General features: G+C 72.6%; 25 protein-coding genes. 8 read left to right on the forward strand and 17 right to left on the reverse strand.

Annotation, left to right across the window (positions count from 1 at the left end):
* Positions 1–82 precede the first annotated feature (82 nt).
* Positions 83–2062 (forward strand): DNA helicase RecQ, encoded by a 1980-nt coding sequence (gene recQ / locus OG488_RS22105; protein WP_329231713.1) that lies wholly within the window; start codon positions 83–85, stop codon positions 2060–2062.
* A 13-nt stretch (positions 2063–2075) separates the two neighbouring features.
* Here recQ and OG488_RS22110 read toward each other — a convergent pair whose 3' ends face one another.
* From OG488_RS22110 to OG488_RS22160, 11 genes are all read right to left on the reverse strand, one after another.
* Positions 2076–2684 carry a Uma2 family endonuclease gene (locus OG488_RS22110; RefSeq protein ID WP_329231715.1) on the reverse strand — a complete coding sequence of 203 codons (609 nt, stop codon included), beginning with the start codon at positions 2682–2684 and terminating at the stop codon, positions 2076–2078.
* A gap of 85 nt (positions 2685–2769) precedes the next feature.
* On the reverse strand, positions 2770–5490 hold the full coding sequence (locus OG488_RS22115) for a fumarate reductase/succinate dehydrogenase flavoprotein subunit (protein WP_329231717.1): 2721 nt from the start codon (positions 5488–5490) through the stop codon (positions 2770–2772).
* Between the two features lie 2 nt (positions 5491–5492).
* Positions 5493–6248, reverse strand: coding sequence for an ABC transporter ATP-binding protein (locus tag OG488_RS22120; protein ID WP_329231719.1), 756 nt, complete (start codon positions 6246–6248; stop codon positions 5493–5495).
* Positions 6245–7111 carry an ABC transporter permease gene (locus tag OG488_RS22125; RefSeq protein ID WP_329231720.1) on the reverse strand — a complete coding sequence of 289 codons (867 nt, stop codon included), beginning with the start codon at positions 7109–7111 and terminating at the stop codon, positions 6245–6247. The genes OG488_RS22120 and OG488_RS22125 overlap by 4 nt, the downstream gene beginning before the upstream one ends.
* The gene (locus tag OG488_RS22130) at positions 7108–8481 is read right to left on the reverse strand and encodes an ABC transporter substrate-binding protein (RefSeq protein ID WP_329231722.1); all 1374 of its coding nucleotides are present in this window, start codon (positions 8479–8481) and stop codon (positions 7108–7110) included. The genes OG488_RS22125 and OG488_RS22130 overlap by 4 nt, the downstream gene beginning before the upstream one ends.
* Positions 8482–8496: 15 nt before the next feature.
* Positions 8497–8724 carry a 4Fe-4S dicluster domain-containing protein gene (locus OG488_RS22135; RefSeq protein WP_099173911.1) on the reverse strand — a complete coding sequence of 76 codons (228 nt, stop codon included), beginning with the start codon at positions 8722–8724 and terminating at the stop codon, positions 8497–8499.
* A 65-nt stretch (positions 8725–8789) separates the two neighbouring features.
* Positions 8790–9560 (reverse strand): GntR family transcriptional regulator, encoded by a 771-nt coding sequence (locus OG488_RS22140; RefSeq protein ID WP_329231725.1) that lies wholly within the window; start codon positions 9558–9560, stop codon positions 8790–8792.
* A gap of 159 nt (positions 9561–9719) precedes the next feature.
* Positions 9720–10403 carry a GOLPH3/VPS74 family protein gene (locus OG488_RS22145; protein WP_329231727.1) on the reverse strand — a complete coding sequence of 228 codons (684 nt, stop codon included), beginning with the start codon at positions 10401–10403 and terminating at the stop codon, positions 9720–9722.
* The gene (gene fahA, locus OG488_RS22150) at positions 10400–11626 is read right to left on the reverse strand and encodes a fumarylacetoacetase (RefSeq protein WP_329231728.1); all 1227 of its coding nucleotides are present in this window, start codon (positions 11624–11626) and stop codon (positions 10400–10402) included. Before fahA ends, OG488_RS22145 begins: the two co-directional genes overlap by 4 nt.
* A 132-nt stretch (positions 11627–11758) precedes the next feature.
* On the reverse strand, positions 11759–13753 hold the full coding sequence (locus tag OG488_RS22155; protein WP_329231729.1) for a CocE/NonD family hydrolase: 1995 nt from the start codon (positions 13751–13753) through the stop codon (positions 11759–11761).
* 9 nt (positions 13754–13762) lie between these two features.
* The gene (locus OG488_RS22160; RefSeq protein WP_329231731.1) at positions 13763–15262 is read right to left on the reverse strand and encodes a peptide MFS transporter; all 1500 of its coding nucleotides are present in this window, start codon (positions 15260–15262) and stop codon (positions 13763–13765) included.
* A 156-nt stretch (positions 15263–15418) separates the two neighbouring features.
* Between OG488_RS22160 and OG488_RS22165 the strand changes: the two genes are divergently transcribed.
* The 5 genes from OG488_RS22165 to OG488_RS22185 all read left to right on the forward strand — a co-directional run bounded on the left by OG488_RS22165 (position 15419) and on the right by OG488_RS22185 (position 20699).
* Positions 15419–16429 carry a polyprenyl synthetase family protein gene (locus OG488_RS22165; RefSeq protein WP_329231733.1) on the forward strand — a complete coding sequence of 337 codons (1011 nt, stop codon included), beginning with the start codon at positions 15419–15421 and terminating at the stop codon, positions 16427–16429.
* Positions 16430–16650: 221 nt separating this feature from the next.
* Positions 16651–17877, forward strand: coding sequence for a LolA family protein (locus tag OG488_RS22170; RefSeq protein ID WP_329231734.1), 1227 nt, complete (start codon positions 16651–16653; stop codon positions 17875–17877).
* Between the two features lie 148 nt (positions 17878–18025).
* Positions 18026–19012 carry an ABC transporter ATP-binding protein gene (locus tag OG488_RS22175; RefSeq protein WP_329231735.1) on the forward strand — a complete coding sequence of 329 codons (987 nt, stop codon included), beginning with the start codon at positions 18026–18028 and terminating at the stop codon, positions 19010–19012.
* Positions 18999–19889: an ABC transporter permease gene (locus OG488_RS22180; protein WP_329231736.1), complete on the forward strand. Its 891-nt coding sequence runs from the start codon at positions 18999–19001 to the stop codon at positions 19887–19889. Before OG488_RS22175 ends, OG488_RS22180 begins: the two co-directional genes overlap by 14 nt.
* A 198-nt stretch (positions 19890–20087) precedes the next feature.
* The gene (locus tag OG488_RS22185) at positions 20088–20699 is read left to right on the forward strand and encodes a TetR/AcrR family transcriptional regulator (RefSeq protein ID WP_329231738.1); all 612 of its coding nucleotides are present in this window, start codon (positions 20088–20090) and stop codon (positions 20697–20699) included.
* Here the strand turns inward: OG488_RS22185 and OG488_RS22190 are convergent.
* From OG488_RS22190 to OG488_RS22200, 3 genes are all read right to left on the reverse strand, one after another.
* Positions 20692–21240 carry a flavodoxin family protein gene (locus tag OG488_RS22190; RefSeq protein ID WP_329231740.1) on the reverse strand — a complete coding sequence of 183 codons (549 nt, stop codon included), beginning with the start codon at positions 21238–21240 and terminating at the stop codon, positions 20692–20694. The two genes, OG488_RS22185 and OG488_RS22190, sit on opposite strands and share 8 nt — an antisense overlap.
* Positions 21241–21319: 79 nt before the next feature.
* Positions 21320–22129, reverse strand: coding sequence for an HAD family hydrolase (locus tag OG488_RS22195; protein WP_329231742.1), 810 nt, complete (start codon positions 22127–22129; stop codon positions 21320–21322).
* Between the two features lie 65 nt (positions 22130–22194).
* Positions 22195–22644 (reverse strand): VOC family protein, encoded by a 450-nt coding sequence (locus OG488_RS22200; RefSeq protein ID WP_329231744.1) that lies wholly within the window; start codon positions 22642–22644, stop codon positions 22195–22197.
* Between the two features lie 22 nt (positions 22645–22666).
* Here OG488_RS22200 and OG488_RS22205 point away from each other — a divergent pair, with 22 nt between their 5' ends.
* Positions 22667–23296 (forward strand): CGNR zinc finger domain-containing protein, encoded by a 630-nt coding sequence (locus tag OG488_RS22205; protein ID WP_329231746.1) that lies wholly within the window; start codon positions 22667–22669, stop codon positions 23294–23296.
* A 13-nt stretch (positions 23297–23309) separates the two neighbouring features.
* Complete coding sequence (locus OG488_RS22210) at positions 23310–23699, forward strand: SRPBCC domain-containing protein (protein ID WP_329231748.1); 390 nt, start codon at positions 23310–23312, stop codon at positions 23697–23699.
* A gap of 10 nt (positions 23700–23709) precedes the next feature.
* On the opposite strand, the gene OG488_RS22215 is transcribed toward OG488_RS22210, so the two are convergent.
* The 3 genes from OG488_RS22215 to rarD form a co-directional block, all read right to left on the reverse strand.
* Positions 23710–24159 (reverse strand): hypothetical protein, encoded by a 450-nt coding sequence (locus OG488_RS22215; RefSeq protein WP_329231749.1) that lies wholly within the window; start codon positions 24157–24159, stop codon positions 23710–23712.
* A 12-nt stretch (positions 24160–24171) separates the two neighbouring features.
* On the reverse strand, positions 24172–25791 hold the full coding sequence (locus tag OG488_RS22220; protein ID WP_329231751.1) for an FAD-dependent monooxygenase: 1620 nt from the start codon (positions 25789–25791) through the stop codon (positions 24172–24174).
* 69 nt (positions 25792–25860) lie between these two features.
* Positions 25861–26850, reverse strand: coding sequence for an EamA family transporter RarD (gene rarD, locus OG488_RS22225; protein ID WP_329231753.1), 990 nt, complete (start codon positions 26848–26850; stop codon positions 25861–25863).
* Positions 26851–26920: the final 70 nt, after the last annotated feature.

Below are 26920 nucleotides of genomic sequence, written 5' to 3' on the forward strand. Positions count from 1 at the left end.
GAAAGTCAAGCCCGTCCGGCGTTGTCGTAGGCGGCGCCTATGGTTGCTGTGGACGGGTGAAGACGGACGGACGGGCGCGACCATGAGTGTGACGACCGAGAGCGCTGCGCAGCAGACGCTGCACCGGGTGTTCGGGTACGAGGCGTTCCGCGGCGAGCAGGGCGCCGTGATCGAGCATGTCGTCGAGGGCGGCGACGCGGTCGTGCTCATGCCCACCGGCGGTGGCAAGTCCCTCTGCTACCAGATCCCCGCCCTGGTCAGGCGGGGGACCGGCATCGTGATCTCCCCGCTGATCGCGCTCATGCAGGACCAGGTCGACGCCCTGCGGGCGCTCGGCGTCCGCGCGGGCTTCATGAACTCCACGCAGGACTTCGACGAGCGCCGCTCGATGGAGGCCCAGTTCGTCGCCGGTGAGCTCGACGTGCTGTACCTGGCCCCCGAGCGGCTGCGCCTCGACTCGACGCTCGCCCTCCTGGCCCGCGGTGAGATCTCCGTCTTCGCCATCGACGAGGCGCACTGCGTCGCCCAGTGGGGCCACGACTTCCGCCCGGACTACCTGGCGCTGTCCGTGCTGGGGGAGCGCTGGCCCGGCGTGCCCCGCATCGCGCTGACGGCCACGGCGACCGATGCCACGCACCAGGAGATCACCCAGCGCCTGGGCATGCCCGACGCCAGGCACTTCGTGGCCAGCTTCGACCGGCCCAACATCCAGTACCGCATCGTGGGGAAGTCCGACCCGAAGAAGCAGCTGCTCACCTTCCTCAAGGAGGAGCACGCGGGGGACGCCGGCATCGTCTACTGCCTCTCGCGCAATTCGACGGAGAAGACCGCCGAGTACCTCAGCCGCAACGGCATCGAGGCCGTGCCCTACCACGCGGGGCTGGACGCGGGGACGCGCGCCGCCCACCAGTCGCGCTTCCTGCGCGAGGAGGGCCTGGTCGTCGTCGCGACCATCGCGTTCGGCATGGGCATCGACAAGCCCGACGTGCGCTTCGTCGCCCACCTCGACCTGCCCAAGTCCGTCGAGGGCTACTACCAGGAGACGGGCCGCGCGGGGCGTGACGGAGCACCGTCCACGGCCTGGATGGCGTACGGCCTCCAGGACGTCGTGCAGCAGCGCAAGCTGATCCAGGGCGGCGAGGGCGACGAGGCGTTCCGGCGCCGTGCGGCCTCGCACCTCGACTCGATGCTGGCGCTCTGCGAGACCGTCCAGTGCCGCCGCGCCCAGCTCCTGACGTACTTCGGCCAGGAGCCCGGCGAGCAGGCCTGCGGCAACTGCGACACCTGCCTCACCCCGCCCGAGACCTGGGACGGCACGGTGGTCGCCCAGAAGCTGCTGTCGACCGTGGTCCGGCTGAAGCGGGAGCGGAACCAGAAGTTCGGGGCCGGCCAGATCATCGACATCCTGCTGGGCCGCAAGACCGCGAAGACCATCCAGTTCGACCACGACCAGCTCTCGGTCTTCGGCATCGGCGAGGAGCTGGCCGAGGCGGAGTGGCGGGGCGTCGTGCGCCAGCTGCTGGCCCAGGGCCTGCTGGCCGTCGAGGGCGAGTACGGCACGCTGGTGCTGACGGAGGAGAGCGGCTCCGTGCTCGGGCGGGAGCGCGAGGTCCTGCTCCGCAAGGAGCCGAAGAAGCCCACGACGCGGTCCGGCGGCTCGGGCGAGCGCAAGGCCAAGTCCGCGGCGGCCGTGGCCGACCTCCCCGCCGAGGCCGTCCCGGTCTTCGAGGCGCTGCGCGCCTGGCGCGGGGCGACGGCGAAGGAGCTGGGCCTCCCGGCGTACGTGATCTTCCACGACGCGACGCTGCGGGAGATCGCGGCCCTGCGTCCGGGCTCCCTCGCGGAGCTCGGCGGGGTCAGCGGCCTCGGCGAGAAGAAGCTCGCGACGTACGGTGAGGGAGTGCTGGAGGTGCTGGCGGGGCTGGGAGACACGGCCCCCGCCGCCGCTCCGGAAGCGCCCCCCGCACCGGCGGCCGGGACCTCCGTGCCGACTGCCCGGCCCGCCGTCCAGGACGCGGACCCGGAGTTCGGCTGGGACGAGGAGCCGCCGGAGTTCGAGTGAGCCGGGGCCGGGTCTACTCCGGCTTCGCCGCCCGGCGGCGCGAGACGATCGCGGTCAGATCCAGGTCCACGGTGAAGGGCGTCGAGACCTTCATCCGGTCGTGGAAGATCCCCGTGGACGTGTAGGCGCCGGTCGCGGGCTCCAGCTCGAAGACGTAGACCACCGCCGCGCCGTCCTGGTTCTCCACCCGCCAGTAGTGCGGGATCCTCGCCCGCGCGTACTTCACGGGCTTGGTCTCCCGGTCACGGGTGACGGACTCGTCGGACACCACCTCGATCGCGAGCAGCACACTGCTCGCGGGGAACCGTGTCTGCCGCAGGCTCTCGACCGCGTCGGCGCGCACGACGACGACATCGGGTTCCGGCCGGTTCTGGAAGTCGACGTCGATGGTGAATTCGCGAAAGACCTCGAGGTCGAGCGGTGCGAGTGACTGCAACTGCCACTTCAGGTAGTCGATCGCGCGCTCGTGGAAAACGGTCTGCGGACTCACGAAAACCAGGCTCCCGTCGATCAGCTCCGTGTGCGGAGGCAGATTCGGGAGTGTGTCCAGGTCATCGGCGGTCCAGCCGCCCACGGGCGGAACCGCCCACCTCGGCTCAGGTGCCTCGGGTCCGACGCTCATCAGTGCTCCCATGGGACGAAGTCTCGCGGGTCCGTTCAGCGTATCCGGCGAGAACAGACCAGGGCCGCCCACACGTGTGAGCGACTTACGCGTCGTTGACCAACGCCCCTCTGGCCGCATACGCGCGCACGTCCGCGTCCGGGTCCGTGAGCACCCCGGCCAGAGCCTCCCGGGCCGCGTCGTGGGACGTGTGGTTCAGCAGCGCCAGCACCGCCGCCTTCCGGACGTCGGCGTTCGGGTCGGCCAGTGCCCCGGTCAGCGGGGCGAGTGCGTGGACCGGTTCGGCCGAGGAGAGCGCCGTCGCCGCCCCCGCCCTGACCTGCCAGGCCGGATCGGCGAGGGCTGTGACCGCCCTGGTGGCGAAGGGCTCCGGGCACCCCGTCGCCGCCAGCGCCCCCAGGGCGGCCGCCCGCACCAGCAGGTCCGGGTCGGACAGCAGCGGAGCCAGCGGTTCCGGGCCGGGGGAGCGGGTGGCCGCCAGCCCCTTCGCGACGGCCACCCGGACCTCGCGGGACGGGTCCGTCACGGCCCCGGCCAGCAGGTCCGTGGCGTCCACCGAGACCAGGGCGCTCACCGTGTGGACGCGTACGTCGATGTCGGCGTCGCCGAGCGTGCCCGCGAACAGCTCCGCGTCCCCCAGCCGCAGTGCCCGAAGGGTGTCCAGCGCCGTGGCCCGTACGACCGGGTCCTCCGAGCCCAGCGCCTCCACCAGCGGTTCGCGCAGGGCCGGTTCGGCCGGCAGCACCTCGACCAGCTCCCGCAGGGAGGCCGCCGCCGCCGCCCGCACGGACGGCACCGGGTCCGCGAGCCTCGCCGCCAGCGCCGGTCCCGCGCCCCGGGGCGTCGACTCGGTCAGCGCGGCCACCGCGGCCCGCCGGACCGCCGGGTCGGAGTCGCCCAGATACGGGGCGAGATCCGACAGCTCCGGCTGGTCCTCCGCCAGCGCGAGGAGTCCGAGGATGCGGGGGGAGGGCCCGGCCGACGGGGCGGCGGCGGCCCCGGCGCGGACGGTCACCGGGGAACCGGACGGGGCGGACTCCTTCGCCCCGGCCGTCGCCACCTGCTCCGCCTCGACCTCGCCGAGCTCCCTGGAGGCCCCGCCGACAGGGTCGAACCCGTCCACCGGCACCAGGTACGGCGCCACCGGCCTGGCCGTGAACTCCATCGCACCCGACGCCGACCTGCGCAGGTCGAGGTGGTGGAACCACTCGGTGTCGTCGCGCTCCGGATGGTCCGTACGCTCGTGGTACAGGCCCCAGCGGGACTCCGTCCGGGCCAGCGAGGAGCGCGCCGCCATCTCCGCGCAGTCCCGGATGAAGCTCACCTCCGCGCACCGCATCAGCTCGTGCGCGGTGGTCGCCCCCATCTCCGCGATGTCCGTGCGCATCCGCTCGAAGTGCTCCAGCGCGAGCGAGAGCCGGGCCCCCGACTTCGGCGGGGCCACGTAGTCGTTCACGAAGCGGCGCAGCTTGTACTCGACCTGGGTCTGCGGGGGCCCCTCCGGATTCCGCAGAGGCCGGTAGACCAGCTCGTGGGCCTCCCGCAGCTGCTCCGCGGGCAGCTCGCCCTCGTACGCCGTGTACCGCGAGGCGTCGGCGCCCGCGAGGTCGCCGTAGACGAACGCGCCGATCATGTAGTTGTGCGGGACGCAGGCCAGGTCCCCGGCCGCGTAGAGGCGGGGCACCGTCGTGCGGGCGTGGTCGTCGACGCGGACCCCGGAGGCCGAGTGGCCGCCGCACAGACCGATCTCGGAGATGTGCATCTCGATGTCGTGGGTGCGGTAGTCGTGGCCCCGGTTCGCGTGGAACGTGCCCCGGGTCGGCCGCTCCGTGGAGTGCAGGATGCCCTCCAGCGCGCTGACGGACTCCTCGGGCAGGTGGCTCAGCTTCAGGTACACCGGCCCGCGGTCCGAAGCGACCTCCGCCGCGAACTCGGACATCATCTGCCCCGACCAGTAGTCGGAGTCGACGAACCGCTCGCCGTGCCGGTTCACCTGGTAGCCGCCGAAGGGATTGGCGACGTAGGCGCAGGCCGGCCCGTTGTAGTCCTTGATCAGCGGATTGATCTGGAAGCACTCGATGCCGGTCAGTTCGGCGCCCGCGTGGTAGGCCATGGCATAGCCGTCGCCCGCGTTGGTGGGGTTCTCGTACGTCCCGTAGAGGTACCCCGAGGCGGGCAGACCGAGCCGCCCGCAGGGGCCGGTGGCCAGGACGACGGCCCCGGCGCGCACGGTGACGAACGCGCCGGTACGGGTGTTGAAGGCCGCCGCGCCGATCGCCCGGCCGTCGTCGCCCGTGAGGATCCGGACCGGCATCACCCGGTTCTCGATGCGGATCCTCTCCCGCATCTCCCGGCGCCGCAGCTGCCGGTAGAGGACCTTCTTGACGTCCTTGCCCTCGGGCATCGGCAGCACGTACGAGCCGGAGCGGTGCACCTGGCGCACGGCGTACTCCCCGTGCTCGTCCTTCTCGAACTTCACCCCGTACGACTCCAGCCGCCGCACCATCCCGTACCCCCGCACCGCCGTCTGCCGGACGGTGGACTGGTCGACGATGCCGTCGTTGGCCCGGGTGATCTCGGCGACGTAGTCGTCGGGTTCGGCCCGGCCCGGGATCACCGCGTTGTTCACCCCGTCCATGCCCATGGCGAGGGCGCCCGAGTGGCGGACGTGCGCCTTCTCCAGCAGCAGGACGGAGGAGCCGTGCTCGGCGGCGGTGAGCGCGGCCATCGTGCCGGCCGTGCCGCCCCCCACGACCAGTACGTCGCAGGAGAGTTCCTCGGCGTCGGCGAGGGCGGGGATCTGCACGGTCAGGCCTTTCCATGGGCGGAAGTGAGCGATTCGAGGACCTCGCGGCGCAGCGCGACGGTCGCCGGATCGGTGTGCGCGGCGCGTTCCCGCGGGCGGGGCACGTCCAGGACGCGTCCGGTGGGCAGCAGCGCCACCCGGTCGCCCAGGAACAGGGCCTCGTCCACGTCGTGCGTGACGAAGACGACCGTGGCGCCCGTGCCCCGCAGGACGTCGACGAGCAACTGCTGCATCCCGGCCCTGGTCTGGGCGTCCAGCGCGCCGAACGGTTCGTCCATCAGGACCGCGCGCGGCTCGGCCGCCAGCGCGCGGGCCAGCTGGACGCGCTGGCGCTGGCCGCCCGAGATCCGGTGGGGGAGCTTCGTGCCGTGGCCGTCCAGGCCTACCCGGGCCAGCCAGGACTCGGCGCGTGCCCTGCGGGCGCCGCGCGGGACGCCCCTGATGGCCAGCGGGAGTTCGACGTTGGCCCGCACCGTGCGCCACGGCAGCAGCGCGTCGTCCTGGAAGACGAGGGCGCGCTCGGCCCGGGGCGCGGTGATCGCCTCGCCGTCCTGGGCGACCTCGCCGCCGAGGGCGGGCAGCAGCCCCGCCAGGGTGCGCAGGAGCGTGGACTTGCCGCAGCCGGACGGCCCGACGACGGCCAGGATCTCGCCGGGCACGACGTCGAGGTCGACGCCGTCCAGCACCGGGGCCCCGGCCCGGCCGAGCACGGCGCCGCGCAGCGTCAGCCGGACTCCCGGGGGAGTGGTCGTGGTCATGGGTGCACCCGCTCCTTCGCCAGGGGTACCGGTGCCGCCACCGGGGGTTCCGGCCGCGTCCGGTGCCGTACGGGGGGCGGAGGGCGGCTGCCCTCCGTGCGCGGCAGCCACCGGGTGAGCCGGCGGCCCAGCAGCTCCACCGCGGTCGAGGTGATCCACCCCAGCAGGCCGATCGTGACCATGCCGACGAAGACCCCCGGGTAGTCGACGACCGTGTAGTCCTGCCAGGTGCGGTAGCCGACCCCGTACTCCCCGGAGATCATCTCGGCGGAGATCACGCAGATCCACGACACCCCGATGCCGACGGAGAGCCCGCCGAGGATGCCGGGGAGCGCGCCGGGCAGGACGACCGAGCCGAGGATCCGCCACCGGCCGCCGCCCATCGTCAGGACGGCCTCCTCCCACACCGGGGTGAGCGCACGCACCGCGTGCCGGGTGGAGACCATGACGGGGAAGAACGCCGCGGTGCAGGTGATGAAGACGATGCCCTGCTCGTTGCTGGGGAAGAGCAGGATCGCCACGGGCACCAGGGCGATCGCCGGGACGGGGCGCACCACCTCCAGGACGGGGCCCAGCAGGTCCGAGACCAGCCGCGAGCGGGCGATCGCCGTGCCGGCCGTGATGCCGAGGACGGCGGCCAGGGCGAAGCCGGTGACGATCCGGGTCAGACTGTCGGTGAGGTCCTGCCAGTACGCGTCACCGCCCAGCCGGTCACCGAACGCACGGGCCACGTCGGTCACCGTGGGGAACTGCTCGAAGCGCAGCCACAGAGTGACGTCGTAGGAGGTCAGCGCCTGCCAGATGCCCAGGGCGGCCACCAGCGACAGCGCCCGCCGCACGAGCGACCACCGTCGCCCCCTCATGAGGCGCGGGCCAGACCGAGCGCGGTGGCGTACGGGACGGTCCGGGAGCCGGGGTGCGCCGCGACGTCCGCGCGGGCGGCCGACTCCGTGACGTACGGCCTCAGCTCCCCGGCGTCCTCCACCCAGACCGCACGGTCCGCGAACCACAGGGTCCCGGTGCCCGCGTCGGGGACGTACGCGGCGCGGACCCTTCCCTCGTGCCCGGCGGCGTACCGCAGGACCTCGGTGGGAGTGGCGAACGCCGACGTGGTGTCCTCGCCCTTCAGCCAGACCTCGCCGCCGCGTGCGGCCGGCGGTCCGGCGGCCCGGGCCTTCGCGTAGGCGGAGCCGTACACACGCTTCACGTACTGCTCGTCGACGAAGGAGTCGACGTCCACGTCCCCGACGAGCTTCGCCGAACGCAGCACGGGGACGTCCTTCTCGAGCGCGGCCACCAGTGCGGGCTTCACCGTCGTGTCGAACGTCGCGATGCCCTGGGCGCCGTTGTAGAGGTGGACGACCTCGGCCGGCAGGCCCGTCGCCTTCGCCACCGACTCGGAGGCCGCCACCGGGTGCGCGTGCAGGTACTCCGTCGCCCGGCCCTGCGCCCGGAGGAAGTCCTCCAGCACGGCGGGCCGCTTCTTGGCGAAGTCCTCGACGACGGTGACCCCGTGGAACGTCGGAAGATTCAGCTCCGCCCCGTCGTAGAGCGCCTTCGCCCGGCCCTGGAACGCCAGCAGTCCGGGCCAGGCCACGAACTGGGACAGGGCGTCCGCGCTGCCGGCCTGGAGGGCCGACGCGCCCACCGCGGGCTGCTGGTTGAGCTTGCGGATGTCCTTCTCCGGGTCGAGCCCGGCCTGCTGGAGCGCGCGGACGAGCGTCCCGTCCGCGGCCGAACCGACGCTCGTGGAGACCTTCCTGCCGCGCAGGTCCTTCAGGGAGCGGAGCTTCGAATCAGCCGCGGTCACCACGGTGTTGAGGCCGCCGCGCAGGTTGTAGCCGGTGACCGAGACCAGCTTGGTCGGGCGGCCCAGCTGTGTGCCACGGGCGGCGTTGATCAGCAGGGGGAAGTCGCCCATCGAGCCGATGTCGATCTTTCCCGCCGTCATCTGGGCGGTGATCGGGGCGCCGGTCGCGTAGTCCTGCCACTTCACCTCGTACGTGACGCCGTCCCGCTCGCCGCGGGCCCGCAGCTCGTCCTCGAAGTAGCCCAGCGAGCGCAGCAGCGTGCCCGCCGTGACGGTGTTGATGGTCCTGGACTGATAGCCGACGGTCACCGTGACCGTGCCGTCGTCACCCGCGCTCGCCTCGCCTCCGCAGCCCGCCGTGAGCGGGACGAGCAGCGCGGGGGCCAGCAGGGCGCCGGCCGTACGGATTGCCGTGCGTCGCATGGGAGGAGGGGCCTTTCACCGGAGGAGGTAGGGCATGTTGACCGTGACCGCGTCGGTGGGACACCTGGCCGCGCACGGGCCGCAGTACCAGCACTCGTCGACGTGCATGAACGCCTTGCCGCTGTCCGGGTGGATGGCCAGGGAGTCGAGCGGACACATGTCGACGCAGAGGGTGCAGCCGTCGATGCACTTGGACTCGTCGATGGTCACGGGCACGTCGGCCCGCTGGGGCGCCAGAGGCATGGCGGTCTCCAGGAAAGAGGGGATACGTCCGGGAAAGGGGAAAGGAAGGACAGAAGGGAGGGGGCTCAGTCGGACCGGTGCAGCAGTCCGCTCATGCTGATGCGGTCGCCGCGGAAGCGGATGAACTCCAGGTCCACGGGGCGGCCGTCACGGAGGTGGGTGAGCCGTTCCAGCATCAGGACGGCGGAGCCCTGCGGGGTCTCCAGGACGGCGGCGGAGTGCGCGTCGGCGTTGACGGCCTCCATGGTGATCTCGGCGGTGCCGAGCGGCTGCCCGGTGAGGCTCTCCAGCAGCCGGAAGACGTCGGTGTTCTCCAGGTCGCAGCCGAGGAGACCGGCCCCGATGTCCATGGGCACGTAGGTGAGGTCGAGGGAGAGCGGCAGCCCGTTCAGCAGCCTCCGCCGCTCGATGTAGAGCACGTCGGTGTGGACCGCGATCCGCAGCCGCCGTGCGACGGGGCCCGGCGCGGGCACCGGGCCGACGGTACGGACCTCGTTGGTGACCCGGCCGTGCTCGCGGAGGGTCTCGGCCAGGCCCTGGAGCCGGTCGAGGCGGTGCGGGTACCTCTCGCTGACGACGACGGTGCCGACGCCCGGCTGCCGTTCCACGAGGCCCTCGGCGCGCAGCAGGTCCAGGGCCTGGCGGACGGTGTTGCGCGAGACGCGGTAGTCGCTGCCGATCGCGTCCTCGAAGGGCAGCACCCCGCCCGGGAAGCCGCCGGTCCGCACCTGGTGGCGCAGCAGGTCGGCGAGCAGCCGCGCATGGTCCGCGCGCAGCCGGCGCCGACGGGCGGCGGCGACGGGCACGGTGTGCTCACGGGTGCGTTCGGCTGGCATGCGCTGGACCATACCGACGGGGTCCACACGGTGGTGTTGCGACAGTGTTGCGCCACCTGAGGGCGCCGGGCCCACCGCTGTGACCAGCGGTGTTCCGCCCGTCCCGGCAAGATCTGCCACCCGGGCGACCACCCCTCGGACACCCGGGGCACCGGAGCGTCAGTCGCCGTCGCCGCTTCCGCCGCCGCCCCCGCCGGCCCCACCGCCGGCCTGGGATGCCTTGTCCTGGCGCACGTTGCGGTGCACCGCGAGCGGCGGCCCCTCCTCTCGGGCCAGCGCCCGCGCCGCCGCGCGTGTGCGGTGGTCGCCCTGCCGCACCACCGACGGCAGCTCGACCGCCGCGGCCAGGCCCGCGAGCAGCCGGCCCCTGCGGTCCGGGTATCCGGCCGCGCGGGACGCCTCGAAGCGCTGCCGCACCTGCTCCGCCGGGGAGGCGGAGCCGGAGGGATGCCGGTGGTAGGGGAACAGGCCGAGGAAGCGGCGCGTCTCCCTGCGCAGGACGCCCCGCTCCACCAGGGCGTCCAGGTACAGCCCTTCGGCCCGCCGTCCCACCTGCCGCACCCAGCCCCTCGCGGACACCCCCGAACCGAACCGGCTCTTGCCGGGCGGCGGGAGGCTCCGCAGGAACACCGCGAGCAGCGCGTCCGGCGGGTCCAGCGGATTCACGACCACCACCCGTCCGCGCTCCTGCGCCGTCCGGCCCTGCAGCTCCAGCTCCGCCAGGACGGCGCCGGCGATCCCGTACGCGAGGAACCGGCCGCGGCAGTACGGCCTTCCGTGTACGGGGTCCAGGGCGAGCAGCAGCAGCTCCTCGGGGAGCGTGGGCGTGACGTCGTCGCTCACGCCGAGGCCGTGATCCGTCCGGTGACCTCACCGAGCCCGACCCGCGTGCCGTGCGGTCCCGGCGCCCAGGCGGTCAGGGTGACGGTGTCGCCGTCCTCCAGGAACGTCCGCTTCCCCTCGGCGAGATCCAGCGGATCGCGCCCGTTCCACGTGAGTTCGAGCAGGGAGCCGCGCTGCCCGGGCTCCGCGCCGCTGACGGTGCCGGAACCGTAGAGGTCGCCCGTGCGCAGCGAGGCGCCGTTCACCGTCATCTGGGCCAGCTGCTGCGCCGCCGTCCAGTACATGGTCGAGAACGGGGGCTCGGAGACGGTCTGCCCGTTGATCTCCACCGAGATCCGGATGTCGAAGCCGCCCGGCTCCTCGTCGTCCGCGTCCTCCAGGTAGGGGAGCAGCGCGACGTCACGGGCGGGGGCCGTGCGGGCCGCGTCCAGGGCCTCCAGCGGGGTGACCCAGGCCGACACGGACGTGGCGAAGGACTTGCCGAGGAAGGGGCCCAGCGGCACGTACTCCCAGGCCTGGATGTCCCGCGCGGACCAGTCGTTGAGCAGGGAGAGCCCGAAGACGTGCTCGCGGAAGTCGGAGAGCGGCACCGGGGAGCCCTGCGTGGAGGGGACACCCACCACGAAGCCGACCTCGGCCTCGATGTCCAGCTTCACCGAGGGGCCGAAGACGGGGGCGGGGTCGGACGGCGCCTTGCGCTGCCCGGAGGGGCGCACCACGTCCGTGCCGGAGACGACGACCGTGCCGGCCCGCCCGTGGTAACCGATCGGCAGGTGCTTCCAGTTGGGGGTGAGCGCCGCCCCGTCGGGACGGAAGATCCTCCCCACGTTGGTGGCGTGGTGCTCGCTGGCGTAGAAGTCGACGTAGTCCGCGACCTCGTACGGCAGATGGAGGGTCACCGAGTCGAGCGGGTGCAGCAGCGGCTCCAGCTGCGGGCGGTGCGACGGCACCGTCACCCACGCCGTCAGCGCCCTGCGCACATCCCGCCAGGCGGTGCGCCCCGCCGCCAGCAGCGGCATCAGGCTCGGCTGCGCCAGCAGTCTGGCGTACGGCGAACCGAGGGCGTGCGCCGCCGCTCCGGCGTCCAGCACATGTCCGCCGACGCGGACTCCGACCCTTCGGTCCTCGGGGTGCCCGGGGGTGGAGAACACGCCGTACGGAAGGTTGTGCGGACCGAAGGGATCGCCCTCGGCCAGGTCGAGCGGGCTGCTCTGCTCGGGCATCTGTCGCTGCCCCTTTCCAGTCGCTTGAGGAACACGGTACGTCGGCGTCGCCGGTCGGCGGCAGTGCCTCAAGTAGGCGTAATGCCCGGAAAGTTACGTGATAACCCTGCTCGACCCGCCGTGCGGGCCGGGTCAGCCCGCCGTACGCGGGATGCGCTTCTCCCAGGTCCGGTGGAAGACGACCTCGTCGCCGTCCTTGCAGACGACCTCGTTCGACGTGATGAAGTCGTCCGCGTCCGCACTCGTCTCCGAACGCGTCTCGATCCGCACGTCCCAGGACATCTCCGGCCGGTGCAGCCGGATCGTCCAGTCGGACCGGGCCCTGGCCGACAGCGGGTCGTCCTGCTGGATCGTGTACGTCTCCAGCGCGTCCTCGGTGAACTCCAGCCCGTCCGGGTAGACCCGCGTGCCGCCGTAGCGCGGATCGACCTCCAGCCGCCATTCGCCCTTGGCGACGTCACGGACCACGAGACGTTCCGGACGCTGTTCGTCGAGCGTGGCCGGGAAGACGACGCCGAGCGGCTCCGCCTGCTCCGGCTCGCCGAAGGTGATCGCCGGGTCCTCGGTGTGCCGGCGCACCGGCAGCTCCACGAGGCTGCCGTCCGCTTCGAGCGTGAAGCCGTCCGAACCCGCCTGCGGCCAGATCCACGGCCAGTACGAGGAGGAGACGGCCAGCCTGATCCGGTGGCCGGGCGGGAAGGTGTGCCCGATGCCGTTGAGCTCGAAGGTCACGTCCTCGGTCTCCCCGACGGGCCAGTCGTCGGACCGGTCGCGCCCGTGGCGGGTGGCCAGGTTGAGGGCGCCCCGGGTCACCAGGGTGGAGGCGCCGTCCGGGGCCACGTCGCAGAGCCGGGCGATCGCCTGGCCGCGCGGTACGTCCATCCGGATGCGGAGCCGTACCCGGGGGCGGCCCAGGATCTCGATGGGGGCCTCCTCGACGGGGAACTCGAAGCACACCGACTTGGCGTCCTCGTCCCGCTGGTCGGGTGGCAGGTCGGCGTCGTTGCCGAACGGGAAGAAGCGTCCGGCGTCCATCCCGGTCTGCTGCGGCGAGCGGACGGCCTGCGCCCCGCCGGCCAGGGCGTACGCCACCGGGGAGACGTTCTCGGACGGCCAGCTCGCGTCGCCGACCCAGCGGCCGGGCAGCGTCTCGTAGACCGTGGCGGGGCGGTGCGAGCCGCTGATCCAGGACCGCAGCAGGGGCTCGCTCATCACCCCTGTGTCCTGGTCCTTGAGGTGCTGGTCCCACCAGCGCAGCGTCTCCTGGAGGAAGCCGATCGCGGGGCCCGGGGGGAGCCCGCGGTCCGGGTACTGGTGCGACCAGGGTCCGATCAGCCCGCGCACCTGCCCGGGGTCCAGGTGCTCGACGAGCCGCAGGACGGTGTCGCGGTACGGGTCGTGCCAGCCGCCCACCGCCATGACCTTCGCCGTGATCGCGCCGTAGTCCTCGCAGACGCTGCCGTGCTTCCAGTAGTCGTCGCGGGTCTGGTGGGCCAGCCAGGTGTGGATGAACGGCTCCACCTTCTCCAGGCGCCGCAGCCACATGTCCCGCCAGTCGTCGCCCACGTCCGCCGGGTCCGGGGGGCGCGAGACGAAGGCCAGCATGGTGGAGGCCCATGCGTGCATGTCCACGCCGAGGACGGAGCCGCCCATGTAGTGGACGTCGTTGTCGTAGCGGTCGTCCGCCGAACAGACGGTCACGATCGCCTTCAGGGGCTCCGGTGCGAGCGCCGCGATCTGGAGCGAGTTGAAGCCGCCCCAGGAGATGCCGAACATGCCGACCCGCCCGGAGCACCACTCCTGCCGCGCGAGCCAGTGCACGACGGCGACCCCGTCGGCGAGCTCCGTCGCGTCGTACTCGTCACCCGGCATGCCCTCGCTGTTGCCGTGCCCGCGGACGTCGACGCGTACGGAGGCGTAGCCGTGGCCCGCGTACCAGGGGTGGCGCTGCCAGTCGCGCGGGGCCGTCCAGTCGCTGAGCCGGTAGGGCAGGTACTCCAGCAGCGCGGGCACCGGTTCGTCGGTGACCGGCCGCCAGATCCGGGCGTACAGCTCGGTGCCGTCCGCCAGCGGGATGTAGAGGTCCTCGTGGGTGGTCTCGTACGGGAAATCGGTGCGGATGTGCATGGCGGTACCTCAGTGGACGGGGTGCATGGTGCGCTTGAGCCAGGGAGCGGCGGCGATGACGGCCACACCGGCCGCCACCGCGATAGCGCCATTGACACCGAAGTAGGCAGGGTTGGACACCTCGCCGTACAGCTTCACGATCTGTGACTGGATGCCGTTGGCGAGGGCCAGCGACAGGAACCACAGGGCCATCGTCTGGCTGGCGAACGCCTTGGGCGCGAGTTTCGTGGTGGCGGACATGCCGGACGTCTCCACGAGGATGTCGCCGAGCCCGAGCAGCAGGTACGAGCCGACGATCCACCAGGCGGCCATCTTGTAGGTGTCGTCGGCGTGGCCGGAGGTCGGCAGGACCATCAGGATGAACGACAGGCCGCCGAGGATCACCCCGATCGCGATCTTGTTCGAGGCGTGCGGCTGGCGCGGGCCCATCCGGGCCCACACGGCGGCCACGACGGGGGCCAGTGCCACCTCGAACGCGCCCAGGGCCGACGCGTACCAGCTCGCCGGGAAGTGGAAGCCGAAGATCTCCGTCCGCGCGTTCGTCGAGGCGAGCAGGATCATCGTCGAGTAGGCCTGGAAGAGGATGAAGTTGAAGACCACGGACGCCAGGAACAGCACGACGTACGGGCGCAGCCGCCCGCGCTCCTCCGCGGTCACCCGGGGGGAGCGGAACATGACCACGAAGTAGACGACCGGCGCGATCACCGAGATCACGGTGAGCACGTCGACGAAACGGTCCATCGTGAGCCAGCCGGCCAGGGCCAGAACCGTCGCCACGGCCGCGACCACGACGGTGCCCGCCACGATCAGCAGCACCGCCCGGCGCATCGGGCCGGGGGCCAGCGCGTACTCGGCACTGTGCTTTCGCCCGGCCAGGTGACGCCGGCCCAGGACGTACTGGATCAGGCCGAGCGTCATGCCGAAGGCGGCGGCCGAGAAGCCCCAGTGCCAGCTCGCGTGCTCGCCGAGCCAGCCGGTGATCAGCGGGCCGGCGAAGGCGCCGATGTTGATGCCCATGTAGTAGAGGGCGAAGCCGGCGTCGCGGCGCTGGTCCTCGGTGCCGTAGAGCTTGCCGACCATGGAGGCCACATTGGGCTTGAGCAGGCCCGTTCCGGCGCTGATAAGCCCGAGGCCCACCCAGGTCATCGTGGCGGTCGGGACCGCCATGGCGTAGTGGCCGCAGGCGATGAGGATGCCGCCGTACAGGACCGCGCGGTAGGAACCGAGGATGCGGTCGGCCAGCCAGCCGCCGGCGACCGAGACGAGGTAGACCAGCGTGCCGTAGGCGGCCGAGACCGAGGCTGCGGTGCCGGGGTCCATGCCCAGGCCCCCGTCGGAGACCTTGTCCGCGAAGTAGAGGACCAGGATGGCCTGCATCCCGAGGAACGAGAAGCGCTCCCAGACCTCCAGTCCGGACAGGGTCATCAGACCCCGCGGCTGGCCGAAGAACGCGGTGTCGTCTCCGGGGGGCGGCTGGGTCGGTTCGGTACCGGCCGTGGTGTGGGACAAAGCGATAACTCCTGATCGTATGAGCTGATCCCGAACATACCGGCGGTGGCGGGAAGGCGCCCACGGTGATCCAAACGGGACCGGATACGCTGAGTTGAGTGAGGACAGCGACACATCGACATTCCGTGTGATCGTCAGCAGACAGGAGATCCCCTCGTGACCGTCGTCGGGCCGTTCGGACTGAGCGTGCGGGACCAGGCACTTGAGGCCGATGTCCAGGCCGGTTTGGCCGCTGTCGAGGCGGGGCTGCTGGATGCCACCAAGAGCGAGGTCCCGTTCATCACGGAGGCCGCGCAGCACCTCGTCAGCGCGGGGGGCAAGCGTTTCCGGCCGCTGCTGGTGATGCTCGCGTCCCAGTTCGGCGACCCGGACGCCCCGGGTGTCGTCCCCTCGGCCGTCGTCGTCGAGCTGACGCACCTGGCGACGCTGTACCACGACGACGTGATGGACGAGGCGGACGTGCGCCGCGGGGTGGACAGCGCCAACACCCGCTGGGGCAATTCCGTCGCCGTCCTGACGGGCGACTTCCTCTTCGCCCGCGCGTCGCACATCCTGGCCGACCTCGGCCCCGAGGCCGTCCGCATCCAGGCGGAGGCCTTCGAACGCCTGGTCACCGGTCAGATCCTGGAGACCGCCGGCCCGCGCGACGGACGCGACCCCGTCGACCACTACATGGACGTGCTCAGCGGCAAGACCGGCTCGCTGGTCGCCGTGTCCGGCCGGTTCGGCGCCCTGATGGCGGGGGCCGACGAGTCGGTCGTCGACATCCTCACCCAGTACGGCGAACGCCTCGGCATCGCCTTCCAGCTCGCCGACGACGTCCTGGACATCGCCTCCGACTCCCACGAGTCGGGCAAGACACCCGGCACCGACCTGCGCGAGGGCATCCCCACCCTCCCGGTCCTCCTCCTGCGCGCGCGGGCCGAGGCCGAGGGCCGTCCGGAGGACAAGGAGCTCGTGGCGCTGCTGGAGGGCGACCTCGGGGACGACGCCCTGCTCGCCGAGGCGCTGCGCAGGCTCCGCGCCCACCCGGCGCTCGAACAGGCGCGGCGCGACACCGTCCGCTACGCCCAGGAGGCGCGGGCGACGCTGGCTCCGCTGCCCGAGTGCTACGCGAAGGCCGCGCTCGAAGAGCTGTGCGACGCCGTGGTGCACCGCGCGGGCTGACCCGCCCGTGGCCCGCCCGACCCCTAAGGGCTCGGCGGACGGCACGCCCCGCGTGTCATCCCGGAGAGGTACGCCCAGTTGCTCCCGGGGGCTGACGCTTGTCCTCGCCCGATTTGGTCAGATGGATAACAACCACTCCTGACCACATCGGGTGAGAATGGCGGCGGGGAGTGGACACGCTCAACGGGATGGCAGCCGCCGACCACGGAGGTAGAGCACACATGGCACCGAACGACAGCGCGGAGACCAACGGCGAGGCCACGGGCACTGTCGTGGGCCGCCGGAAGGCGGCGCGCTACATCGTCCCGTTCGCGGTGGCGGGAGTGGCGGCGGCGACGATCGGGCTCGTCCCGGCGCTGGCGGACTCCGGCGACCCGGATCTGCCGGACATCACCGCCCAGGAACTCATCGAGAAGATCGCCGCGTCGGACGAGGAGCAGCTCTCCGGCACGGTGAAGGTCAGCACCGACCTCGGCATCCCCTCGCTCGGAGGGCTCGCGGGCTCCTTCGCGCCGGGCTCCGGATCCGGCGGGTCGAGCGCGTCCCCCGACGCCAAGTTGATGGAGCTCGCCTCCGGGACGCACACGCTCCGGGTCGCGGCCGACGGTCCCGACAAGCAGCGCCTCTCCATCCTCGGCGAGGGCTCCGAGTACAGCCTCGTCCACCACGGGGACGACGTCTGGGGCTACGACAGCGAGAGCAACGAGGTCTACCACGCGGACTCCGGCGAGCGCGCGGGCGGCAAGGCCGAGGAGCACAAGGCGCCGAAGGGTGTGCCGGCCACGCCCGAGGAGCTCGCCGAGGAGGCGCTCGCCGCCGCCGACGACACCACGTCCGTCACCGTCGACGGCACCGCGCAGGTCGCGGGGCGCGACGCCTACAAGCTCCTGATCAAGCCCAAGCAGTCCGGCTCGACGATCGGCTCCGTCACGGTCGCCGTCGACGCCTCGACCGGCGTACCCCTGAAGTTCACGCTGGCCCCCAGCGGCGGCGGCAAGGCCGTGGTCGACGCGGGCTTCACCCAGGTCGACTTCGCGAAGCCCGCCGCCTCCTCCTTCTCCTTCACCCCGCCCAAGGGCGCGAAGGTGACCGAGGCCGACGAGCTGAAGGCCGGGGCCGAGGAGAAGGGCGCCGCGGAGAAGGCACGGAAGGACCTGGGCGCGCTGGAGGGCTTCCAGGGCCTGAACGTCATCGGCGAGGGCTGGAACGCCGTCGCGGAGATCGAGGTCCCGGGCGGGGCGGGCCTGCCCGCGCAGGGCTCCGGCGACGTACCGGCACAGGCGCAGCAGTTCCTCGACGCCCTCGGCGACAAGGTCACCGGGGACTTCGGCTCGGGCACGGTCTTCAAGACGCGCCTGGTCAACGCCCTGCTGACGGACGACGGCAAGGTCTACGTCGGCGCGGTCACCAAGGACGCGCTGGTGAAGGCGGCCGACACCGCCAAGTAGGACGCACAGTACGCCCCGCCCCGTCGTACGCTCCGTACGGCGGGGCGGCTCGTGCGACAGGGCGGTCCGCGCAGGGGGCCGGCTCGTGCGACGGGGCGGTCCGCACGGCGGGGCGGACGGACACGGCGGGACGGGACCGGGAGTGCGTATGACCGAGACAGCTGCCGCGACGGCGGGCCCGGGCACGTGGCCGGGGACCGGCACCGTGATCGAGACGCACGGGCTCACCAAGCGCTACCGGGGCGGACCGCCGGCCGTCGACGGGCTCGACCTCGCGGTCCCCGCCGGCAGCGTCTTCGGCTTCCTGGGGCCCAACGGCTCGGGGAAGACCACCACCATCCGGATGCTCATGGGGCTCATCACCCCGACCTCCGGGACCGCCCACGTCCTGGGCCGCCCCATGCCGGCCGCCGCGCGCACGGTGCTCCCGCAGGTCGGCGCGCTCATCGAAGGGCCCGCGCTGTACGGGTTCCTGACAGGCCGGGGCAATCTCGTACGGTTCGACTCGGCCGACCCGGCTGCCGATCCGCGCACCCGGCGCGCGCGGGTGGAGAGCGCCCTGGAGCGGGTCGGTCTCGCCGCCGCGGCCGGCAGGAAGGCCAAGGCGTACTCGCTCGGCATGAAGCAGCGCCTCGGGCTCGCCGCCGCCCTGCTCCAGCCGCGCGGACTGCTCGTCCTGGACGAACCGACCAACGGCCTCGACCCGCAGGGCATGCGCGAGATCCGTTCCCTGGTCCGGGAGCTGGCGGCCGAGGGCACCACGGTCTTCCTCTCCTCCCATCTGCTCGACGAGATCGAACAGGTCTGCACCCACGCGGCGGTGATGGCCCGCGGCCGGCTCCTCGTCCAGGGACCGGTCGCCGAGCTCGCCGCGGGCGCCCGGGGACGGCTCGCCGTCACCACCCCCGACCCCGGTGACGCGGCCCGGATCCTCGCGGCGCACGGGGCGACGGGCCTGGTGAGCGACGGGGACCGGGTGAGCGCGGACGCGCCCCCGGGCGACGTGGAACTCGCGGACATCAACGCCGCCCTCGTGGGCGCCGGGGTCCGCGTACGCGCCTTCGGCGTCGAGCGGGCCTCGCTGGAGGACGCCTTCGTCGCACTCACCGGAGAGGGATTCGATGTCGCAGGCTGACCTCATGGCCGTCGCCGTGCCCCGTGCCCCGCGCCGGGCGCTGTGGACCTTCGGGATCCTCCGCTCCGAGCTGGCCACCATGCTCCGGCGGTGGCGCACCCTGGCCCTGCTCGGGGTGCTGGCCGCCGTGCCCGTCCTCATCGGGGTCGCCGTCCGGATCGAGACGGGCGACGGACCGGGGGGCGGGCCGGGTGGCGGAGGCGGCGGGCCGGCCTTCCTCGCCCAGGTCACCAACAACGGTCTCTTCCTGGTCTTCGCGGCGCTCTCCGCGACGCTGCCCGTCTTCCTCCCGATGGCCGTCGGCGTCGTGGCGGGGGACTCCGTGGCGGGCGAGGCGAGCGGCGGCACACTGCGCTACCTGCTGGTCGCCCCGGCGGGCCGCACCCGTCTGCTGCTCGCGAAGTACGCCTCCGTGCTGGTCTTCTGCCTGGCCGCCACCCTGGTCGTCGCGGCATCGGCGCTCGCGACCGGTGCGCTGCTCTTCCCCGTCGGCGAGGTCACGACGATCTCGGGGACCCGGATCGGCTTCGGCGAAGGGCTCCTGCGGGCCGGACTGATCGCGGTCGTGGTGGCGGCGTCCCTCATCGGGTTCGCGGCCCTGGGCCTCTTCGTCTCGACCCTCACCAACAGCGGGATCGCGGCGATGGCGGCCACGGTGGGAGTGCTCATCACCGTGCAGATCCTGGACACGATGCCGCAGCTGGACGGGATCCACCCGTATCTCTTCCCGCACTACTGGCTGTCCTTCACGGACCTGCTGCGCGAGCCGGTCTACTGGGACGAGATCGTCAGGAACCTGGGTCTGCAGGGGCTGTACGCGGCGGTGTTCGGCTCGGCGGCCTGGGCGCGGTTCTCGGCGAAGGACATCAGCGTCTGAGGGGCCCGCAGGGGATCCGCCCGCGCCGTCGGCCGGTCGAGCCGTCCCCCGATCGGCTCGTCGCGGCACGAACGGCACGAACGGTCTGCTGCACGGAACGTCACGACACGGTACGTTCCGTTTCCAGCCTGGTCATTGTTCGACTTTTGGCGACGGCCTGTCAATAAGCGGTGGGCGGAATCCCCCTATGCTCACCGAATGATCACATCGCCGAGTTCCCTGCGCCGCAGCGAGAGGTCGCGGCGGGCGACGCTGGACGCCGCTCTGGAGCTGTGTACGGAGAAGGGGTACGGGCGGGTCACCGTCGAGGCCATCGCGGCACGCGCCGGGGTGAGCAAGAAGACGATCTACCGCTGGTGGCCGTCGAAGGGCGCGGTGGTGCTGGAGGCGTTCGCCGGCATGCTCGTCGGCGCCACACCGTTCATCGACACCGGGGACATCGAGGCGGACCTGCGGACCCACCTCACCAGTCTGGTGAGGCTGATCTCCACTCCGCCCTACGGGCCGGCCTACGCCGGGATCCTGTCGGAGCTCCACCACGACGAGGACCTGGCGCGAGCCGTCCGCGAGCAGCTCGTCGGCCCCCGGGTCGACGCCGCCGTGGGACGACTGCGCCGCGCCCAGGAGCAGGGGCAGATCCCGGCCGGCGCGGACCTCCCCCTCGCGGTCGAGATGCTCTACGGCCCCGTCTACTACCGCCACGTGCTGCGGAAGCCGGCCCAGGACGAGGCGACGATCGCCGCCCTCGTCTCCCACGTCCTGCGGTCCCTGGGCTCCGGAGGTGTCCGGGGGCCGGGGTGCCTCAGCTGAAGAAGGTCTTCGCCCGGGTGGTGGCGGCGGTGTCCGACAGCACGTCGCCGGGCTTGCTGCCGGTGCCCAGCAGCACCCCGCCCCACCGCATCCCCAGGTACTCCGCCGAGATCCGCAGGGTGCCCGCCAGCGGCTCGGCGACCGCGGGGTCGCTGTCCGCGAGGGCCGTGACCCCCCAGAGGGTCTTGCCCGCCATCCTCCGCCTGAAGTCGGCCCCGGGCGTCCTCAGCCAGTGCGACCAGTGGTCCAGGTACCGCTTGGTGGACGAGGAGACCGAGTACCAGTAGAGCGGCGACGCGATCACCACGTCGGTGGCGTCCAGCGTGGCCCGGAGCAGGGTCCCGGCGTTGCCGCCGGGAGGGGCGTGACGGCGTTCGGGGTGGCGCACGTCCTCGAACTCGGGCAGCGGGAGCTCCCGCAGGCTCAGCCAATGCTGCCCGGTGTCCGTGGGGAGCTGTTCGGCGGCGATCCGCGTGAGCGTCTCGGTGTTGCCGTCGGGCCGGCTGCTGCCGAGTACGAAGAGGAAAGAGCGTGCTGCCATGATCACTCCATTTGCCCGCGTGCGGCGATTACATGCGTGCGCAGCATATCGGCGCACGACGGGTCGGCGGGAGTGGTTTTCAGCCGAACAGGCGCTCCAGCACCGAGGCCACCCCGTCCTCCTCGTTGGACCCGGTGATCTCGTCCGCCTCGGCCCGGAGCGCGGGGTGGGCGTTGCCCATCGCCACGCCGTGGCCGCAGAGCCGGAACATCGGCAGGTCGTTGGGCATGTCGCCGAAGGCCACCGCCCCGGCCGGGTCGAGGTCCAGCATCCCCGCGGCCAGGGAGATGCCGGTGCCCTTGTCCACGCCGTACGGCGCCAGCTCCACCGTTCCCGGGCCCGCCATCGTCACGGACGCCAGATCGCCGACCGCGCCGCGGGCGGACGCGGCCAGTTCGTCGTCCGTCAGCTCCGGGTGGCGTATCAGGACCTTGATGACCGGGGCGGCCCACAGCTCCGAGCGGAGCCCGGCCCGCTGTGCGGGGAGTGAGGGGTGCGGCATGAGGTAACCCGGCTCGGTCAGGGTCCGGCCGTCGGTGCCGTCCTGGTCCACCGCGGCGGACACCGGCCCCACCTCGGCCTCGATCTTGCCGAGCGCGGTGTCGGCCAGTTCCCGGTCCAGCGTCACCGAGCGCAGCAGGCGGCCCGAGCCCGCGTCGTACAGCTGGGCGCCTTGGCCGCAGACCACGAGGCCGTCGTAGCCGAGGTCCGCGAGCAGGGCGCGTATCCCGGGCACCGGGCGGCCCGTGACGATCAGATGCCGCGCGCCGGCCGACGTGGCGCGGGCGAGGGCGGCGCGGGAGCGGGGGCTCACGGTGTCGTCGGAACGCAGCAGCGTGCCGTCCAGATCCGTGGCGACGAGGGTGTGTGCGGCGGGTGGCGTGACCATGGGGTCAGCCTAGAGAGACCGCTTTCCCGCCGTACGCCTCCGACCTGCGGGGACGGTCGGTCCCGTCACTGGACGCAGAATTCGTTGCCCTCCGGGTCCAGGAGCACCTGCCACGTCCCCCCGGGCTCCTCGACGAGCCGCAGCACGCTCGCGCCCAGCCCCACCAGTCGTTCCGTCTCGGCCTCGCGCCGGCCGGGGGCCGCGTGGACGTCGATGTGGAGGCGGTTCTTGACCGTCTTGGCCTCCGGTACGCGCTGGAAGAGCAGCCGGCGGCCGAGCCCCGCGCCGCTCTTCTCGTCGTACGGGTCGTCGGGATGCCGTGCCGCGGCGAGGTCGCGCCAGGCGTGGCGGCCGTGCGGCTCGACCGTGTCGGCCTCGGTCACGACACCGGCCTGCAGCAGCTCGTCGATCAGGACGCTGTTGTCCTCCACGAGGTAGCCGAGGGCCTCGGCCCAGAAGTCGGCCTGGGTGTGCGGGTCGGTGGCATCGATGACGAGCTTCCAGTGCAGTGTCATGGAAACCGTTTATACTGGTTACATGAATGGTGCGGCAACGGGCACGCCGGAACCGGGGCTGATTCTTCGTACACCCCGAGGCCGCGTCTTCCGCTTCGATCCGGGCGCCCTCTGCCTGGAGTTGCTGCTCACCAGCGATCCGGGCGGCCTGCCCTGGCACTACGAGACCCTGGGCGAACCCGCCGACCTGGTGCGCTGGGCGCAGGAGAGCCGGCTGCCGGACGGACTGCGGCTCGCCGTCGACGCGGCCGAGCTCGACCGCGCCCGTGAACTACGGGGCGCGCTCTGGCGGATGACCATGTCCCGGGCCCGGGGTGACGGCCTCGCCCCGGCCGACACGGACCTGGTGAACACCGTGGCGGCCCGTTCGCCGCTGGTGGCCGCCATGACGCCCGGCGGCGAGCGGAGGTGGGCGCCGGAGGCGAGCGGCACGGCGCTGCTGTCGACGGTCGCCCGTGACGCCGTGGACCTGTTCACCGGCCCGTACGCCCACCGGATCCGTGTGTGCGAGGCCCATGACTGCGCCCTGCACTTCGTCGACACCTCCCGGCCCGGCAGGCGGCGCTGGTGCGCGATGGGCCGGTGCGGGAACCTCAACAAGGTGCGGGCGCACCGCGCCCGCCACACCGCACCCGGCGACGCCGGGGAGTGAAGGGAGAGCCGCGATGCCGACCGGACTCACACAGGACGCGGGATGGGAGATCGGTGTCTCCCGGACCCTGCCCCTGCCCGCGGACGCGCTCTGGGACTTCGTCGCGGGGGAGGAGGGGGTGGCCCTCTGGCTCGGGCCCGGGGTGACGCTGCCCACCGAGAAGGGCGCCGCCTACCGCACGGCCGAGGGGGTCGAGGGCGAGATCCGCAGCTACCGCCCCGGAGACCGCGTCCGCCTCACCCACGGGCCGACGACCGTGCAGGTCGCCGTGGCGCCCGGCGTCCGGGACGGCAGGTCCGTCCTCCGCTTCCACCAGGAGCACCTGACGAGCGCGGAGGAACGCGAGGAGCGGCGCGCCCACTGGAAGGGCGTGATGGACCGGGTCGAGGCCGCGCTCGGCTGACCCGCGGACCTCAGCGCCGCGGGCAGGTCCCGCAGACGTGCACGCCGAGGGCCGCCAGCAGCTCCCCGGCCGCCGCGCTCACCGCCGGGTCGCCGTCGGCGGCCAGCAGCTCGGCCGTCGGGCGGCCGGCCAGCACCGCCAGGTGCGCGTCCCTGGTCCACTCGGGGTGGTGCGCGTGGCCGTGGGCGAGGATCGTCCCCAGCAGCCCGAGCACCCCGGCGCGGTCCTTCACGGTCTCCATGGCGGCCAGCTCCCAGAGGAACGGCACCGCGGCGACCGTCGCGTCGAAGACGGCCATGGCGCCGATCCACCGCCCCAGGTCGCTCAGCGCGTCCTCGGCCGACTCGCTGTCGCCCCAGGCGATGCGCGACAGCATCCCGGGGACCTGGGAGGCGGAGCCCTGGGCATGGCGCAGCTCATGCCACTGAACGTGCCTCATGTCCTTCAGGATCGTCGCCATCCGGGCACTCAATCAGCCTTTGCGGGTGCCGTCCACCATGCCTGCCACACTCATCGGATCGGGCTTCCGCACGCCGTCCAGCGCCTCCAGATACCGGTGCACCGCGTCGAAGCCGTCCGTGTCCGAGATCAGCCCCACGTGGTTGTCCGGCCGGATCACGACGACGGTGTCCCGGCCGACGCCGTACGCCGTGCGGGCGAGCCCCTCCCGGTCGTGCAGGGCGTCCGGACCGGCCGCCTCCGTCCCGGGTTCCGGGGCGTCGGCGCCGTACACCCGCACGGCGCGCACCGCGTCACCGTGGGCCGAGGCCGCGGCCCGCAGCACCCCCTCGGTGCCGGCGCCGAAGCCCAGGACGGTGAGGTGCGGCCCGGCGAAGGAGCGGAAGAGGCGGGTGGGCGCGCCGGTCGCCGCCACGGCGCAGGGCGCGTCCGGGGCGCGGTCGCCGGACCGCAGGGCGTCGCCGTCGCCGCCGGGGTGGGCGAGCGAGCTCCACCGGTAGCCGCGGTCGAGCCCGCTCGTCGAGGGTGTGATCGCGCTGTCGAGCCCGCCGCCCGGCTTCCTGATCGCCTCCAGCGTGGCCCGCAGTCGCTCCGACGTGAGGTCCAGCGTCCAGGCGGCGACCGGGAGCCGCTCCTCCTCGTAGGTGTCCAGCAGCTCCGTGCCCGACCGTCCCCGCAGCACCTGGGCGAGCTTCCAGCCGAGGTTGAACGCGTCCTGGATGCCGGTGTTCATGCCCAGCCCGCCCGCGATCGCGTGCACATGGGCGGCGTCCCCGGCCAGGAAAACCCTGCCGACCCGGTAGCGGTCCGCCATGCGCACGTTGACGCGGTACGTCGAGAGCAGGGTGGCCTCGGTGAGGTGGGCGGCCGGAAGCCGGGTGTGCCGGGCGAAGAGCCGCCGGAAGCCGTCGGCCGAGGGGGCGAGGGGCCGGCCGTCGGCGTCCCGCTCGGGGCCCGACTGGAACCACCAGGCCGCCCGGGTCCCGGGAACGGGGCAGAGCATGACCGCGCCGTCCTCGTCGAACCACTGGTGCCAGATGCCCCGGTCCAGCACACCCGGATCGATCTCGACGTCGCCGCAGACCATCACCTGGTCCTCGGCCGTCTCCCCCTCGAAGGGGACGCCGAGCAGTTTCCGTACGCGGCTGTGTGCCCCGTCGCAGCCCGCCACGTAACGGGCCGAGGTGCTGGAGCCGTCGGCGAGGGCGACGGTCACGGAGGTGCCGTCGTCGGTGAGGCCCACGACCTCGGTGCCCGTCTCCACGGCCACGCCGTACCCGGCGAGGCGGTCGCGCAGGATCTCCTCCAGCCGCCACTGCGCGATCAGCCGGCCCCGGTCGTAGGGCGCGTCCGGCGTCGGCGCGGAGCCGGCGTACGGGTCGGTGTCGGCGACGGGGACGCCGTCGCGGTACTTGCGCATCGGGAGCGGCGCCGAGCCCGCCGCCAGCACCGCCTCGACGACGCCCAGGTCCTCCAGCACCTCCAGGGAGCGGGCGTTGGGCCCCTTGGCCCGCGAACTGCGCGGGTGGCCGGGCGACTTGTCCACGATCCGGATGGTGAGGCCGCGCCTGGCGAGATCGCACGCCAGAGTCAGTCCGGTCGGGCCCGCGCCCACGATCAGTACGTCGGTCATGCCTGCTCCTCGGTTCGCTCGTCCCGGAGGACAGAAAACCGCAACCAGGTCAAAAAAGCAACCGAGTAACTATTTCATGGCGGGGGTGTCCGTGTCCGGCGCCGAGGCGGACGCCGTCCCGACCGGACCGGCGGCTTCCGCGGCCCGCACGGCCAGGCGCAGTGCCTCCGCCCTCGTGCGCCGTGACGTCCGCAGCGCGTCCCAGGTCAGCAGCATCAGGGCCACCCAGACCAGCGCGAAACCGGCCCACCGCTCGGGCGGCATCTCCTCGTGGAAGTACAGGATGCCGAGCGCGAACTGGAACACCGGCGCCAGATACTGCAACAGGCCCAGCACCGACAGCGGCACCCGGATCGCCGCGGCGCCGAACGAGACGAGCGGGATCGCGGTCACGAGTCCCGTCGCGGCGAGGAGGGCGCCGTGCCCCGCACCCCCGGAGAGGAACGTCGCGTCGCCGCTCGCCCCGAGCCACAGCAGGAAGCCGAGCGCGGGCAGGAAGAGCACAGCGGTCTCGGCGGCGAGGGACTCCAGGCCGCCCATGCCGACCTTCTTCTTGATCAGGCCGTACGTCGCGAACGAGAACGCCAGCACCAGCGAGATCCACGGCGGCTGCCCGTAGCCGATCGCCAGGACGAGCACCGCCGCGAAGCCGGTCGCCACCGCGGTCCACTGGACCGGGCGCAGCCGCTCGCCGAGCAGCAGGACGCCCATGGCGATCGTGACCAGCGGATTGATGAAGTAGCCCAGCGACGCCTCGACGACGTGGCCGTTGTTGACGGACCAGATGTACAGGCCCCAGTTGACGGAGATCACGGACGCGGCGAGCGTGATGAGCCCCACCCGCCGGGGCTGCCGTATCAGCTCGCCGATCCACGCCCAGCGGCGCAGGACCAGCAGGGCCACGCCGACGACGCCCAGCGACCAGACCATCCGGTGGGCGAGGATCTCCACCGCCCCCGACGGTTCGAGCAGCGGCCAGAAGAGGGGGACGAGCCCCCACATCCCGTACGCAGCGACTCCGTACAGCAGGCCTGCCCGCTGCTCGTTCTTCCCCTTCACGGGCCCTCCCGGCACTCCTGTGTCGGCGATCGGCCGACTGCACGACGGTAGCGCCGGAAGAGCCCTCTGT

The organism is Streptomyces sp. NBC_01460, assembly GCF_036227405.1.
In the GTDB taxonomy this organism is placed as follows: Bacteria; Actinomycetota; Actinomycetes; order Streptomycetales; family Streptomycetaceae; genus Streptomyces.